Source organism: Staphylococcus sp. HMSC062H10 (assembly GCF_001836945.1).
Classification (GTDB): Bacteria; Bacillota; Bacilli; order Staphylococcales; family Staphylococcaceae; genus Staphylococcus; species Staphylococcus aureus.
The window spans coordinates 177,942-192,377 of record NZ_KV831003.1 but is presented as its reverse complement, the minus strand read 5'-3'; the positions used below and the strand labels follow the sequence as shown (position 1 = coordinate 192,377).

Annotated in this window: 14 protein-coding genes and 2 pseudogenes; 9 read left to right on the top strand and 7 right to left on the bottom strand. The window is 29.8% G+C overall.

Going from position 1 to position 14,436, the window contains the following annotated elements; genetic code table 11:
• The first annotated feature begins 32 nt into the window (after positions 1–32).
• The gene (locus HMPREF2658_RS13870) at positions 33–215 is read left to right on the top strand and encodes a hypothetical protein (protein WP_070854490.1); all 183 of its coding nucleotides are present in this window, start codon (positions 33–35) and stop codon (positions 213–215) included.
• Positions 212–1,519, top strand: a complete 1,308-nt coding sequence (locus tag HMPREF2658_RS13865) for a restriction endonuclease subunit S (protein WP_000809140.1) — start codon at positions 212–214, stop codon at positions 1,517–1,519. The genes HMPREF2658_RS13870 and HMPREF2658_RS13865 overlap by 4 nt, the downstream gene beginning before the upstream one ends.
• Positions 1,520–1,620: 101 nt before the next feature.
• On the opposite strand, the gene HMPREF2658_RS13860 is transcribed toward HMPREF2658_RS13865, so the two are convergent.
• Complete coding sequence (locus tag HMPREF2658_RS13860) at positions 1,621–1,815, bottom strand: hypothetical protein (protein ID WP_000953270.1); 195 nt, start codon at positions 1,813–1,815, stop codon at positions 1,621–1,623.
• Between the two features lie 474 nt (positions 1,816–2,289).
• On the opposite strand from HMPREF2658_RS13860, the gene HMPREF2658_RS13855 reads away from it, so the two are divergent.
• A complete protein-coding gene (locus tag HMPREF2658_RS13855) occupies positions 2,290–4,209 on the top strand; it encodes a DNA/RNA helicase domain-containing protein (protein WP_070854487.1) in 1,920 nt (639 codons plus the stop codon).
• A gap of 638 nt (positions 4,210–4,847) precedes the next feature.
• Positions 4,848–5,123, top strand: a complete 276-nt coding sequence (locus HMPREF2658_RS14500; protein WP_072468794.1) for a site-specific DNA-methyltransferase — start codon at positions 4,848–4,850, stop codon at positions 5,121–5,123.
• On the opposite strand, the pseudogene HMPREF2658_RS14495 reads toward HMPREF2658_RS14500, so the two are convergent.
• Positions 5,115–6,062 (bottom strand): annotated as a pseudogene (locus HMPREF2658_RS14495) (IS30 family transposase). The gene HMPREF2658_RS14500 and the pseudogene HMPREF2658_RS14495 overlap by 9 nt on opposite strands.
• A gap of 98 nt (positions 6,063–6,160) precedes the next feature.
• Between HMPREF2658_RS14495 and HMPREF2658_RS13840 the strand changes: the two are divergent.
• Both HMPREF2658_RS13840 and HMPREF2658_RS13835 read left to right on the top strand, forming a co-directional pair.
• Positions 6,161–6,559 (top strand): annotated as a pseudogene (locus HMPREF2658_RS13840) (Lrp/AsnC family transcriptional regulator); the annotation flags it as partial.
• Between the two features lie 61 nt (positions 6,560–6,620).
• Complete coding sequence (locus HMPREF2658_RS13835; RefSeq protein WP_000455984.1) at positions 6,621–7,094, top strand: GNAT family N-acetyltransferase; 474 nt, start codon at positions 6,621–6,623, stop codon at positions 7,092–7,094.
• 241 nt (positions 7,095–7,335) lie between these two features.
• Here HMPREF2658_RS13835 and HMPREF2658_RS13830 read toward each other — a convergent pair whose 3' ends face one another.
• A complete protein-coding gene (locus HMPREF2658_RS13830) occupies positions 7,336–7,893 on the bottom strand; it encodes a DUF4811 domain-containing protein (RefSeq protein ID WP_000633423.1) in 558 nt (185 codons plus the stop codon).
• A 1-nt stretch (position 7,894) separates the two neighbouring features.
• On the bottom strand, positions 7,895–9,412 hold the full coding sequence (locus tag HMPREF2658_RS13825; RefSeq protein ID WP_000107171.1) for an MDR family MFS transporter: 1,518 nt from the start codon (positions 9,410–9,412) through the stop codon (positions 7,895–7,897).
• A gap of 147 nt (positions 9,413–9,559) precedes the next feature.
• On the opposite strand from HMPREF2658_RS13825, the gene HMPREF2658_RS13820 reads away from it, so the two are divergent.
• On the top strand, positions 9,560–10,132 hold the full coding sequence (locus tag HMPREF2658_RS13820; protein ID WP_000540837.1) for a TetR/AcrR family transcriptional regulator: 573 nt from the start codon (positions 9,560–9,562) through the stop codon (positions 10,130–10,132).
• Positions 10,133–10,192: 60 nt separating this feature from the next.
• Here the strand turns inward: HMPREF2658_RS13820 and HMPREF2658_RS13815 are convergent, their stop codons facing one another.
• Positions 10,193–11,179 carry a tRNA dihydrouridine synthase gene (locus tag HMPREF2658_RS13815; protein ID WP_000662031.1) on the bottom strand — a complete coding sequence of 329 codons (987 nt, stop codon included), beginning with the start codon at positions 11,177–11,179 and terminating at the stop codon, positions 10,193–10,195.
• 308 nt (positions 11,180–11,487) lie between these two features.
• Between HMPREF2658_RS13815 and HMPREF2658_RS13810 the strand changes: the two genes are divergently transcribed.
• Together HMPREF2658_RS13810 and HMPREF2658_RS13805 are read left to right on the top strand one after the other, a co-directional pair.
• Positions 11,488–11,691 (top strand): DUF6007 family protein, encoded by a 204-nt coding sequence (locus HMPREF2658_RS13810; protein ID WP_000389758.1) that lies wholly within the window; start codon positions 11,488–11,490, stop codon positions 11,689–11,691.
• A gap of 48 nt (positions 11,692–11,739) precedes the next feature.
• Positions 11,740–12,036, top strand: a complete 297-nt coding sequence (locus tag HMPREF2658_RS13805; protein ID WP_000179894.1) for a TfoX/Sxy family protein — start codon at positions 11,740–11,742, stop codon at positions 12,034–12,036.
• A 160-nt stretch (positions 12,037–12,196) separates the two neighbouring features.
• Here the strand turns inward: HMPREF2658_RS13805 and HMPREF2658_RS13800 are convergent, their stop codons facing one another.
• Together HMPREF2658_RS13800 and HMPREF2658_RS13795 are read right to left on the bottom strand one after the other, a co-directional pair.
• The gene (locus tag HMPREF2658_RS13800) at positions 12,197–13,423 is read right to left on the bottom strand and encodes an ATP-grasp domain-containing protein (RefSeq protein WP_001152729.1); all 1,227 of its coding nucleotides are present in this window, start codon (positions 13,421–13,423) and stop codon (positions 12,197–12,199) included.
• Positions 13,423–14,328, bottom strand: a complete 906-nt coding sequence (locus tag HMPREF2658_RS13795; protein WP_000953187.1) for a transketolase family protein — start codon at positions 14,326–14,328, stop codon at positions 13,423–13,425. Before HMPREF2658_RS13795 ends, HMPREF2658_RS13800 begins: the two co-directional genes overlap by 1 nt.
• Between the last annotated feature and the right edge of the window lie 108 nt (positions 14,329–14,436).

Here is a 14,436-nt window from a genome sequence, read left to right as displayed (position 1 = left end):
TGAAAACTGTCTAAAAAATTGTTGACATACCAATGGTAGATATAGAGAAAATTGGTTATCAGGGAAATAAGAATGGTACATTAATTTATAAAATTGATGAAAAAGGTCAGTACATATTGGATGAAAATGGAAATAAAATATTAGATGAAGAAATAAGTGAAGCATTAGAAGGATGGACTGAGTACGAAGCAGTAAATGAGGTGTGGAGTTCATGAAGCAAGGAGTTGTAAGTTCTAAGAAATTATTTAGAAGACTCGATGTTAAATACCATTTTAATGAAAATAAAGAGATAGATAATTATGATAAACTTTGTGATTTAAAGGAACTCATTGTAAGAGATCCGAACTGTTATGGTTTCCGTTATAGCTCAGTAGGAATACCTATGATAAGAATAAGTGATATTGGTAATCCTTTTATTAATTATGATAATGTGGCTTATGTAAATGAGAGGATTCATAATAAATATAAAAAAACTCAATTACAAAAATTTGATATTCTTATGTCAGTTAGAGGAGTAAGTATAGGTAAAATCGGTATTTTTATGGGAGAATATTCAGAAGCTAACATTAGTGCGAATTTAATAATAATTAGATTAAAAAATCCATCGTATGCTCCTTATGTAGCAATGAGTCTCATATCTTCTGTCGGACAAAGCCAGATAAGTAGAAGTATCGGTGGTGGATCGAAACCAACAATTACCTCAGGATTTATTGATGAAATAGAGATCCCTACACCTCCTGAGGAAGTGCTTAAAAATATAAATCAACTTTTCTTTGAAGCATTTAATCAACGTGGGTTAGCTAAAGAATCTACAGAAATAATAGATTCAGTTTTTGATGAATTATTTAAGTATGAAGATAATAAAAAATCTGTAAGTTATACTAAAAATATTTTAGATAATAACCGATGGGATAGTCATTACCATAATCCTAAATATATAAATACTAGACGAAAAGTTGATGCCGAAAATGCAAAATATTTAAAAAATTTAGTTACTGAAGTGACAGAGAGCGTCGATAAACTTCACGAAGATAAAGTAGGTTATATAGAAATTTCTAATGTTAATAATCGTACTGGTAGAATCAACGGGATAAAATTTGATTACATTAATAAACTACCAAAAAACGGGAAAATAATATTGAAGGATGAAGACATACTAATATCTAAAGTCCGTCCATATAGAGGTTCCATAGCAATTTATAAAGAGTATAGTGCTGAATTATGCACAGCATCTAAAAGTGCTTTTGTCGTGATTAGAGCAGAAGAATTTATGTATCCTTATTATTTAACAGCTTTTCTCAGATATCGATTAGGTCTTGATCAGATAGTCATGAATCAATCTGGAACAACTTACCCTACTGTAAAGCCAGAAGAGATTATGAATGTCAAAGTCATTTTGCTAGAAGATATGAAGATGAAAGAAATAAATGAAATTTATCGTAAAAATATCGATTCAAAATATCATGAAGAAAAAAATATACAAAGTATTATAGAGCTACTAGAATCGAGTTTCTCATAATCTGTAAAACGGAAATCAATTCCTGCTTTTCCCATGATAACTTTTACTTCCTTTTAAATTTATACGAAGGTTAACTTCAAAAGTGTCGAATGACTTATTATTCAAGTAATTGTACCATCAGCACTGAGTTCTAGAGAAACATCATGTTTAGATAGCTCGTCAATTTCTCTGTCGTAAAGATATTCTCTATTTTGATCAATGATTTTCATTTTAAACAGCAGTTTTTTTAGTTCATCAGCCTCACTAAGATTTGTAAAATATTGAATTGAAACATAGAAATAAGCGGTACTTAACATGACAGCCCTCATTCATTTAGTTCGTTAAATAAATTATAAAGTTTAAATTTGGGCTGTACACTTTTAATTGTAAATAATAATGGTTTTTATTTAGGTTATAAACCCATAATTGGATACCATCTCTTTATTTAAATTCTTTGCTCCTGGCATCCTCTGAATTAAAAGGATACAGGTATGGTGGAGTAGTATTGAGTTTTGAACTCGTGAAAATAAATTATCATCCTCTTTATTGTGATAGGGAGTGGGACAGAAATGATATTTTCGCAAAATTTATTTCGTCGTCCCACCCCAACTTGCATTGCCTGTAGAATTTCTTTTCGAAATTCTCTTTGTTGGGGCCCCTGACTAGAATTGAAAAAAGCTTGTTACAAGCGCATTTTCGTTCAGTCAACTACTGCCAATATAACTTCGTAGAGCATAGAACATTGATTTATGTCCCAGCCTGCAATAATTTTTTAAGGGAAGTGAATATATATGATTACCCAATCATTAAAGACAGTTATCAATTTTTCAAATGAAATTTTTTTTCAAGATTACTTAAATAAAAATAATATGTCTTTAAAAAAAACAGAAATTGAAGATATAAAAAAATTTGTGGCATTATTAAATGGAAAATTAGAAAAAAATAGTAACTTATTTAGGGGGTATATCCTTGGATATTCTTTTCAAGATTTAACAGGAGAATTTGATTTATTAAGATTTACTGAAACACATATTATTAACATTGAACTTAAATCACGCGATACCACTGAAAAAGAAATAGAAGATCAATTAAAAAGAAATAAGTTTTATTTAGGAAGTACTAATTACACACTTTTACAGTATGGGTTTTTATCATCAGAAAATAAATTATATAAATTAAATGAAGAGGACTTATTGCGAGAAATAAATGTAGAAGAATTTATCAGTGAATGTTCGAACTTAAAAAATAAATTATTTATAAATGTAGAAGAGTTATTTAGACCAGAAAAATTTATTATTTCTCCATTTAATAATACTCAAGAATTTTTAGAAGGAAAGTATTTTTTAAATGACGAACAAGTTAAAATAAAGAAATGTTTAACCCAATTTTTGAATAATGATGACTCAATTGTTAAATTAACAGGTGTGCCTGGTTGCGGAAAAAGTTTGATTCTTTATGATTTTTACAAAGAGTGCTTAAAAATTGATAAGAAAGTTGCCTTAATGCATTGTGGTGCTGAGTTGAATGACGGACAGCTAGATTTAATAAAAGGTCATGATTGGAATATATATCCCCCAAAGGCAAACGAAGAGTTTATATCTTTAGATGCTGACATCTATATGATTGATGAAGCTCAACGTAAGTATCCTCATCAGTTAGAGAAAATTTATTCTTATATTAAAGAAAATGATAAAAAGTTAATTATTTCTTATGATCCTGAACAAACATTGGTGAAAAGAGAAACTAAATGGAATATTTCTAAAACTATAGCAGAAGATTACGAAGGTAAAACATTAAATCTAGAATCCAGGATACGTAATAACAAAGAAATTAGTAGTTTTATTAGGTTATTATTAAATAAAAATCAATCTAACTATATTCGGGATTTTAAAAATATTGAAATAGTATATGCGAATGATATTAGTGAATCAAAAACTATTTTAAAATTTTTAGATAATACATATACCGTTATTGATTACACCGCTCCTAATTTTAATAGAAAAGGCTATAATGAAATATCTAACATGAGATACGGAAATACTATATTGAATTCTCATAACGTCATAGGTCAAGAATTTGATAATGTGTGTTTAATCTTAGGTAATGAATTTTTTTATGATAATGATGGGTTCTTAAGAGCGAATGATGTTAATGATCAACTTGATCTTATGAAATTACTTTATCAAAATGTGACTAGAACAAAACATAAACTTGTTTTAGTAGTTAATAGGAATAAAGAGTTATATATTGACCTTTTAACTATACTAAAACCCAGAATTCAGAAGTCAATAAAATTAAAAGAAATTGAAAATATAGGTTACAATACAATACCAAATTCAAAAGGTGTGTTTTATATATTTAAGCATAATAACAATATTTTAAAAAACGAAAATACTGGTGAAGATATTAATGTTAAAGGAAATATATTATATGTAGAGAGTTGTAAAGACTTGAGAAAGGCAATTAAAAGTTTAATAACCAATATTATAACCAAAAAATTAAAAAAATTTGAAGATATTGAAATCGCTGATTTACTTAATCTAAAAGTATCGTGGATTGATAGCAAAAATAAGGAACAAATATTTTCTTATATTGTTGAGCAACATATAGAAAAGTACGGAGAAATTCCTTTTTTAAATATACCTTTAAAATTAAAAGGTTATTCAGATAATATTATTAGAAATTATAGCTATATTGTTGAATATGATTAAGTCTATTAAATATCATTTATAGTAAATTTATTAATAATTAATTTATACTATATAAATGAAGATAAAGTTATCGTAAAACATCTATTGCTAATTCCTCAGGCGTTTTTTACTAAACTAAGAGTGAACCATCATCTTTTATAATTATTGTAAGTTTATCTTCATAGACTAACAACTAAATAATAGTTGAAGTGTTTCCTAAATGTTTGATTGCTGCTTAGAGGTGATATACGAGTAAATTTCATCTCGTCATATTTTTATAGAAATCTTTTCATGATTACCGGAATTATATCTTAGAATAAAATAAGACATATTGCTATCATTTACTTTTTATTAACCGCATCATAAACTGATAAGTAGAGGCGTATCATAAGTGATGCAGTTTTTGGTATTCCAATAACTTTTAGTTGAAGTTTCATTAGAAAAGGTTTAATGAATTGGACATTCCCTGTGTAATTTTATTGCAAAGTCTATTATCATAAAGATATATACTAAATTTCGATGTATGGAGAGATTATATGAGCGCCAACATATTAGATGAAATCAGTGAAATACTAAGTGGAGTAGAAAAATATTGGATAAATGAAAAACTAGCAAAACAAATAATAATATAAGATTTACGTAACAACGATACTAAATTAATTTCTAAGCTTTTAGCTAATAAATCTATTAATGAAACATATGTTCAAGATATAGATGGCTATAAAATATTCGATAAAGAAGCATTTATTTCATTGTTACGTTATAAAAATCACTGGCAAGATAGCTATACTAAGTATGCTAATAAAATTGGTTTAACGGCAGAAGGTAAATATTTAAATTATAATTCTGATGTGGTTTTAAATTTTCGATTTAAGGACTGTGTACTTGAAGGTGGAATGACTAAAGAAGATAGTATTTTTAGATTGTCAAATTAAGCTGGACAGTTTATCATCTTCGATGAAACTCATAAATACTTCCAATGGTGTTCTATAACCTAAAGATTTTCTAGGACGATGATTGATCTTTTGAGCAACACTAATGATATGATCGTCTGTTACTAAATTGAAATTTAGTTCTTTATCTAATCCACTGCGTCTAAGTATTCCGTTAGAATGTTCATTTAAACCTCGCTGTGATGGCGTGCCTGGATCAGAAAAAAATATAGATATATCGTGACAGTTGCATATTGTTTTCCAGTTTGAGAACTCCTTACTACAATCAAAAAGTAATTGATTTAAATATATGAGAAAGTAAAGCTGCATACATTAAGTGCAGAGAGTTTTCTTTATCAGTTTCTTTACGACCTAAGGGTCGTAAGGTGATAATCATCTTGGATACTCTTTCTACCAAAGTAATGATTGCACTACCATGACGACGACCAACAATAGTATCTCCTTCAAGATGTCCAAACTCCTTATTGAATAAAGGAAATTCTTCTATTCTTTCAGAAATATGTCTTTTAAAAGTCTGTCTGCCTCTTTTTCAGAATGACCATTTAGCTTTCTTTTACCTTTCATAGGTAAATCATGTACAGCAAAAATGTTCTCTTTAAACATTCTGTAAAGTGTTTTAACAGAACAATTGATCGTGCGTTCACCTCTGCCAATAATAGTATCAGGTGTCCATCCATCAGCTACTTTCTCTCGGATATAATCTGCCTGTTCTTCTGGAAGCACCATTCTATGTCTCCCACAATTAGACTTTCTTTGTTTATATTCTTGATAATATTCAAGGGCAGACATACTCGACTTAAAAGCATTGATTACGTTATAAATTGTCTGTCTAGTACTCGAAATCTCTTTAACTGAAAGATTCTGGTGATAATATGAGTCTATGAACGTAAGTTCATCCGTGTTAAGATGTGTATAGGCCATTCTGTACTAACTCCTTATGTTTTCTTTGGTAGGAAATACATATTGAGTTTAGCACAGAAGGCTTATTTATTTGTCTAACTTAATTTTACAATTGGCGAAATGAAAAAATAATCAACGTTTTGTTAAATAATAGTAGAATTACTATTAATGAATTAAGTAAACAAGTGAACTTATCTGCTCCAGCTGTAAGAGAAAGGGTAAATAAACTTGAAGATCAAGGTATTATAAAAGGTTATACAATTAACATAGATTATAAGGAATTAGGTTACGATGTAGAAATATTAATTGAGTTAACTATAAAGAATAATAGATACAAAGATTTTAAAGAATTTATTTCAAAACAAGATAATGTTGAGTTTTGTTATCGTGTATCAGGAGAGGCATGTTTTGTATTTAAGGTTCGGTTGGAAAATATGGATGAAGTAGAAACATTTGTTGATACCATACAGCCATATGGGCAGATAAAATGTCAGTTTATCTTTTCATCAGTTGTCTAAACTACATGGAAAAAGTTTAATAAGCATAGGAAAGATTATTAACAGAGAGAAGTGACTTAGTTTGGAATATAAATCTTACAACAAAATGAGTAATACTATTTTATCTATCTTGTTGAGTGAAAAAAATTTCGATAATAAAATGGTAGTCTCAACAGGTAGTTACATTTTGTCTGAGTTGCCATGTATTGTTGCCTATAAAAATAATGATATCGTGGGGCTACTAACGTATAAAGTTTATGATGAGTACATTGAAATCATTTCTTTAGATAGTTTTGTAGAGAACAAGGGTATTGGTAGTCATTTACTTAATTATGCTGAAATAATTGCCTCAGATATGAGTAAAAGAAGTATCAGTGTTATTACTACAAATGAAAATATTAAGGCACTCTATTTCTATCAAAAAAATAAATATAGAATCACAGAAGTTATTTTTGATGCTGTAACAGAAGCAAGGAAAATAAAGCCGTCGATTCCTACAATTGGTAAAAATGGCATTGAAATTAGAGATGAAATTGTATTGAAAAAATGTTTATAACGTATAGATATACTCAGCTTTAAATCACCCTAGTTCATACAAAAAGACTTTAACACAAACAAAAAAGGAGGAAACTTAAATTCCTCCTTTCCCTTATTACACCTATAATTCTATTTTAACGTCTTCGTCCATTTGGGCTTCAAATTCATCTAGTAGTGCTCGTGCTTCTGCTTAATTTGAATCATACAAGGTGTTTTTTGTTATTCCTAAAATTTGGCATAGCTCAATAAACCTGTATTATCTATTTGTCTTTTTTGGCATTTATGATAACCCAAGTATCTTTTGGAACGGTAACTGTAGTTGTTGATTGAATTAATTCGTTTTCACTTTCATCGAAGCTTAGTAATGATTTATATAAATCTGATTTCCAAACCCAAACTTCTTTTTGAGTTTGCTGTGTTGCTTTATCAGTATTCTTCACTTCATATTTAGCTTGATGCTTAATGGACTCAGATATATTATTTTTATCCATTTTAGGCTTGAAATGAGTTGTAGGTTTTTTATCCTTAGGATGATTTCTATAGACCATGACATAGTTATTTGTATTTTTTCCTATTTCATTGATTATTAATATATTAGCTGGATTATTTTTAGGACCACCAGTAAAAATTTCTTTTTTATTTGATGTGATTACTTTCTTTTCCATACCCCAATGGTTAGTCATATTAGCTGTAATACCAATGATTGTTAGTGTCAACGCAAGAGTAAATAATGTTCCTAATATATAGCGTGTGATTTTATGAGGAATTAATAACCAACTAACAAAAGTACATAAAGTTAAAACAATCGTTGTTATCATATTATTTATCCTCACTTTCAATAATATTCATTTTTAAAAATGGAACTAAAATGATACCTATAATTGCAAAGAAAATGCCAATTATAAATGCAGTATTAAAGCCATCGATTGATGCTTGTTGAGCAAGGTGTGCATATTTGAGTGGATTGCTTTCTTTTAAACTATCTGCAGGCATATGGTTGTTAATAATATTTTGAGTAACAGATGTCAGTAATGCTACTGCTATAGATGATGCTACTTGTCTAGCAGTATTATTTACTGCTGTAGCATGTGTACCTTTTTCAACTGGTAAAGCATCCATCGCATTTGTTGTGAGTGGCATCATTAAAATTGCCACACCAAACATTCTTACTGCATATAGAACAAGAATAAGTGTTGGTGATGTGTTAACTGTTAAAAATCCAAATGGAACTGAAGCTAAAGTCAAAATAGTGAAACCAACGAACGCTAATCTTTTAATGCCAATTTTATTGTACAGTATTCCTGAAATTGGAGAGATAAATCCTAACATCAGCGCTCCAGCTAAAAGTGTTAAACCAGATTCAAATGGTGAGAAACCGTGTATATTCTGTAAGTAAGTGGGTAACATCATTTCAACACCATACATTGCCATAGTTACAACGATTAAACCAATTGTCGCTATCATGAAACCTTTAGATTTAAAAACGCGTAAATCCAAGAAAGGATCTTTAGATTTTAATTGTTTGATAACGAACAAAGTGAGAATAAAGATACTTAAAAAAATTGGTAAAATAACGTAATTTATATTTCCCCATCCTTCGCTTGCAACGTTTGAAAATCCCCATAAAAATAATCCGAAACCGATACAAGAAAGTATTAGAGAATAGAGATCTAATTTAAGTTTACGATTAGGTATAACATCTTTCATGAAGAAGAAGCTTAATATAAATGCTATCGCTATAATAATGATTGGAAGAACAAAAATATTACGCCATGAGTCTGAAATTGTAATACCTAGTACCACGTGGTTTTTGTTTAATATCCAACCAGCAAAAGTTGGACCCATTGCAGGTGCGAGACCTACTGCTAAACCACTCAGACCCATTGCAGTACCACGTTGTTTTATTGGAAACATATAAATAATGATGATTTGTAACAATGGCATCATTAAACCAACAGCAATTGCTGTAACAATACGTCCAGCTAGAAATATTAACCAGCCATCTTGATTTGATGGTGCGATTGCAGTAAGAATTAATCCGAATAATAGGGCGCCGTAAGAGTATACATGTAACAATCTAGTAGATATACGCGTCGCTAAAAATGCCGAAAGTGGTACCATAATACCATTTGCGAGTAAAAACCAAGTTGTTGCTTGTTGAGCAGTACTAAAATCGATATCAAAATCGTTCATCAAAGTAGGTAGAGCGGTACCTAATGAAGTCTGCATCAATGCACCAGAGAATGTAGCTAATAATATAATGCTCATTATAATTTTGGGTTTATATTGATTGCCATGAATATCTAAATTCATTGCATTACTTTTTTGAGTAGACATAAAGCCGGCCTCCTATAGTTTTTTAAAATTAATACTTTGAAAATATAACACCTACTTTATAAACAGAACAGAACAAAATCATATACTTTGTACAATTTGAGACACTTTGTTTTATTTTGTGTTATATTCATTTATAGGAGTGATTATATGGGTTATAAAAGGAAAACGGTCTTAACTCAGCGTAATATAAAAAATGCTTTAGTGAGTTTATTAGAGAACAATAAGTTTGATTTCATTACAATCAATCAAATAGTAGAAGAAGCGGAAATAACAAGAAGTACTTTTTACAGGTATTATGATGATAAATATGAATTAATATCAGAAATAGAAGAAGAAATTTTAGAACATATTCATAAAGAAAGGCAAAAGATAGACGAGAACGCTTCAGAGAAGAATTTATTAGATATTGAGATGTTTAAATATCTGTTTGAAACATTAGAGCCATATTCGAACACGATATATCGATTGTTAGGATATAATGGTGATTCCAGTTTTGAGATGAAACTCAAGAATGAAATATCAAGAAGATTTATAGATATAGAACAACGTAATCATATTTCTCAAGTACGAGCAGACTTAGTAAAGGAATATGTATTTGTTATTATGATAAAAACATTACAATATTGGTCAGCTCATAAAGACGAAGTAGATATTGATGAAATAGCTTTAACAATTAGGGATATCCAGTTAAAAGGATTAAGAAAAGCAATAGGGTTATAATTTTAATGAATAACAAAAAAGGAGGAAACTTAAATTCCTCCTCAACCTTTATTACTCATACTATAATTCTATTTTAACGTCTTCGTCCATTTGGGCTTCAAATTCATCTAGTAGTGCTCTTGCTTCTGCAATTGATTGTGTGTTCATCAATTGATGGCGAAGTTCGCTAGCGCCTCTTATGCCACGCACATAGATTTTAAAGAATCTACGCAAGCTCTTGAATTGTCTTATTTCATCTTTTTCATATTTGTTAAACAATGATAAATGCAATCTCAACAGATCTAATAGTTCTTTGCTTGTATGTTCGCGTGGTTCTTTTTCAAAAGCGAATGGATTATGGAAAATGCCTCTACCAATCATGACGCCATCAATGCCATATTTTTCTGCAAGTTCAAGTCCTGTTTTTCTATCGGGAATATCACCGTTAATTGTTAACAATGTGTTTGGTGCAATTTCGTCACGTAAATTTTTAATAGCTTCGATTAATTCCCAATGTGCATCTACTTTACTCATTTCTTTACGTGTACGAAGATGAATAGATAAATTTGCAATGTCTTGTTCGAAGACATGCTTCAACCAATCTTTCCATTCATCGATTTCATAGTAGCCAAGGCGTGTTTTAACACTTACCGGAAGCCCGCCTGCTTTAGTTGCTTGAATAATTTCGGCAGCGACGTCAGGTCTTAAGATTAAGCCGGAACCCTTACCCTTTTTAGCAACATTTGCTACAGGACATCCCATATTTAAGTCAATGCCTTTAAAGCCCATTTTAGCTAGTTGAATACTCGTTTCACGGAACTGTTCTGGCTTATCTCCCCATATATGAGCGACCATCGGCTGTTCATCTTCGCTAAAAGTTAAGCGTCCGCGCACACTATGTATGCCTTCAGGGTGACAAAAGCTCTCGGTATTTGTAAATTCAGTGAAAAACACATCCGGTCTAGCTGCTTCACTTACAACGTGTCGAAAGACGATATCTGTAACGTCTTCCATTGGCGCCAAAATAAAAAATGGACGTGGTAATTCACTCCAAAAATTTTCCTTCATAATATATTTATACCCTCTTTATAATTAGTATCTCGATTTTTTATGCATGATGATATTACCACAAAAGACGAACTTATACAAAAGGAATTTTAGTTGATACAACCATTTGAAAGGGAAGTCTACGAGTAGTCTAAAATGAATGTAGTGGTAAGTTGATCAATACACAGATCAAGGATTATCGTATTAAATTGTTCATTATTAATGATACACTACTTATGAATATGATTCAGAATTTTCTTTGGCTACATATACAGTAAAGCGATTTTTTAGTTATCTTATAACAAAGACAAATTTATAAAGGTGATATTATGGAAGATTTAAAGGAATCTTTAAAAGGTTTAAGTTGGTATGACTTATTTTTTACAGTACCTATGTTTCTACTATTCGTGTATCTACCGAATTATAATTTTATAACTATATTTCTTAACATTGTTATCATTATTTTCTTTTCCATAGGTTTGATTTTAACTACGCATATAATTATAGATAAAATTAAGAGCAACTCGAAATGATTCATTAATACGAATGTGATTAAACATAAAACTGAAGGAGCGATTACAATGGCTACTGAAAAAGATATAAATGATTTGTTTTTAAATCATGTGAATTCAAACGCGGTTAAGACAAGAAAGATGATGGGAGAATATATTGTTTATTATGATGGTGTGGTTATAGGTGGTTTGTATGATAATAGATTATTGGTCAAGGCGACTAAAAGTGCACGTCATCAATTTCAAGATAATACATTAGTATCGCCGTATCCAGGTGCTAAAGAAATGATATTAATTCCAGACTTTGTCAAAGTAATAAATATTACTAATTTATTTGAGTGCATAAAAAATGATTTGAAAAAGTGAAGTGCGGATGGAGAGAGTCGGAAGTATATATAAATACACACCTAGAAAATTTAGAATGTCACTCAACTTTTCTAAGTGTGTTTGAAATGTAATATTATACTATTTATTACAATTTAAAAATAGATATTTTTAAATGCACAAAAATACCGTTAGTTTATGTTCATAGTATTTCAATTTTGAGAGTTTCTTCTATCGCTTTTTTATTTTTAATTAAAGAATTATAGGAATCGGAATAAAAGGTAATGTAACCTAACCTATCATCAGAGTTTTCAGGTATTCTGACTGAATCACCAAGACTAACATTTAACCTTACCGTATTAACAAATTCTAGTTGCTTAATTTTTTCTAAACCATGTATTTTTTTTAATTTGCCATTTTTATGGGCTGTAAAATAATAAATCATACTATATTTTTGACGGCTTTTTTCAAATTTCAAGTTTTCCCCTAAATAATTGAAAATTGTATTTTGGAATATATTAACTCCAAAAGATAGTGGGATTAGTTGTGATGTTATTTCGTCTCCACCAGGTCTACCATTAATTTCAACGATTTTTAATCCATCAATAGTGTCTATTACTTCTATATGAAGGGGGCCATTCTCTATGCCTAAAGCTTTTGCTCCATTTTCAGCAATTTTTGCAAATTCACTTTTATTATCAATAGGTGCGGGTATAATATGGCCTAATTCTACAAAATATGGTGGCTTTGATTTTAATTTTTTTGTGACTTCCAAGAACTCTGTTTTTCCAGAATTTAAAAATAATTCAATGCTATATTCCTGGCCACGCATAAATTCTTCGATTAAGAAAATGTCGTTGACCTTAAACCCCATATAAGATTCTTTGAAATTTAATAATTCTTCTAAGGATGATTTAAGTTGAGATTGATTATGAATTAGCGAAACGAATTGGCTACTTGCAGTATTTGTTGGCTTTAATACTAATGGATATCCTATTAAATCAGCAAATTCCTTAGCTTCTTCATAAGATCGGATAGCTTTATATTTTGGACTTGGAACATTAAATTTTAGAAATAAATCTCTAGCAATATTTTTATTTCTAGCAGCGATTGCAGATTGATAGCCCATAGATTTTAATCCTAATTTATTTGCTACCCAACAAGCGTTTGGTGTAGCATAATCAGTTGCTGGCAACAATCCAATAATTTTATCGGAATATTTAAAAGATTTAATAGCATTATATATATCCTCTTTATTCCGGATGTCACATGTTATTAGGTAGTCGTAGTCATTTGAATATCCATATGTGATTGGATTTGTGCTGTCATTTACTATTACAAGAATTTTGTAACCTAATCTTTTTGTATACTCAACATATTTAACACCATAAAAACTAGGTTCAACAAATGCGAATATTTTATCTTGCATTATTCCACCTCTTTAAGTAATGTTAATAACTTTTCTTTACTAAATCCCAATTGATTTAGTACTTCAGCATGTGAACCGCCATGGTGTGGATATTCATCATTAGGTGTGAATGGGATCACTGTATTGTCAATTAAAGATGCTAGTAAGTTCGATATAGAACCTGTTTGTCTATGTTCTTCAACTGTAATGATTTTGTGTCCTTTAAGTAAAGAAGACAATTCATTTATATAAGTTTTTAGCGAATCTTTATCTACATAAATCAAATGTATATGATTAATTTTATTTGATTTATCATTTATTTCTTTACAAATTTCTGTAGAAATTTCTCCAATAGATATTAATGTCATTTTGTTGTTTTTATCAAATTCTCCATCTATTACAAAAGGTTTGTTATAAGGATTTTTTATACTTTCAAAAGTATCATTTCTATATAGCCTTATATAATATGGTTTATCTTCAAAATAAGATTTTCTGATGACGCTTCGGACTTCTTCTTCACCATGAGGGCATGCGATTGTTATATTTGGAAGAGTTGCCACAATTGACATATCTTCTAGACAATGATGTGTAGTTCCAAACCAACCGCCAGAAACACCACCATAACAAGCAATAATTTTTATATTATGTTCCATGTAGCTAAGAGATAATTTTAATGATTCTGCACATCGTAATGCTACAAATGGAGCAAAGGTTGAAAAGTATGGTTTGAATCCTTTTTGAGCTAAGCCGCTGCATATATCAATGGAAGCCATTTCGGCGATGCCGAAATTAAAAAAGCGTGAAGGGTGATGTTGTTTAAATATATGTTTTTTACCGCCTAAATCTGCTTCAACTGCAATGATATCTTCGTATTTATATGCCAGTTTGGTTAATTCATGCTTATATGCGTCTCTAGATGATAGCATTAAATTAACTCCTCCTTCCATTTTTGGGCAGTAGCCTCATTGATTTTTACGTAATGAGATGAAAAATTATTTTCTAGAGAAGGTATTCCCTTACCTTTAATGGTATTT

Excerpts from the sequence above, each read along its gene's own strand:
- HMPREF2658_RS13815 (WP_000662031.1), bottom strand. The coding sequence starts at position 11,179 with ATGAAGGAAAATTTTTGGAGTGAATTACCACGTCCATTTTTTATTTTG.
- HMPREF2658_RS13870 (WP_070854490.1), top strand. The coding sequence starts at position 33 with ATGGTAGATATAGAGAAAATTGGTTATCAGGGAAATAAGAATGGTACA.
- HMPREF2658_RS13825 (WP_000107171.1), bottom strand. The coding sequence starts at position 9,412 with ATGTCTACTCAAAAAAGTAATGCAATGAATTTAGATATTCATGGCAAT.
- HMPREF2658_RS13860 (WP_000953270.1), bottom strand. The coding sequence starts at position 1,815 with ATGTTAAGTACCGCTTATTTCTATGTTTCAATTCAATATTTTACAAAT.
- HMPREF2658_RS13820 (WP_000540837.1), top strand. The coding sequence starts at position 9,560 with ATGGGTTATAAAAGGAAAACGGTCTTAACTCAGCGTAATATAAAAAAT.
- HMPREF2658_RS13805 (WP_000179894.1), top strand. The coding sequence starts at position 11,740 with ATGGCTACTGAAAAAGATATAAATGATTTGTTTTTAAATCATGTGAAT.
- HMPREF2658_RS13810 (WP_000389758.1), top strand. The coding sequence starts at position 11,488 with ATGGAAGATTTAAAGGAATCTTTAAAAGGTTTAAGTTGGTATGACTTA.
- HMPREF2658_RS13800 (WP_001152729.1), bottom strand. The coding sequence starts at position 13,423 with ATGCAAGATAAAATATTCGCATTTGTTGAACCTAGTTTTTATGGTGTT.
- HMPREF2658_RS13795 (WP_000953187.1), bottom strand. The coding sequence starts at position 14,328 with ATGCTATCATCTAGAGACGCATATAAGCATGAATTAACCAAACTGGCA.
- HMPREF2658_RS13865 (WP_000809140.1), top strand. The coding sequence starts at position 212 with ATGAAGCAAGGAGTTGTAAGTTCTAAGAAATTATTTAGAAGACTCGAT.
- HMPREF2658_RS13855 (WP_070854487.1), top strand. The coding sequence starts at position 2,290 with ATGATTACCCAATCATTAAAGACAGTTATCAATTTTTCAAATGAAATT.
- HMPREF2658_RS13830 (WP_000633423.1), bottom strand. The coding sequence starts at position 7,893 with ATGATAACAACGATTGTTTTAACTTTATGTACTTTTGTTAGTTGGTTA.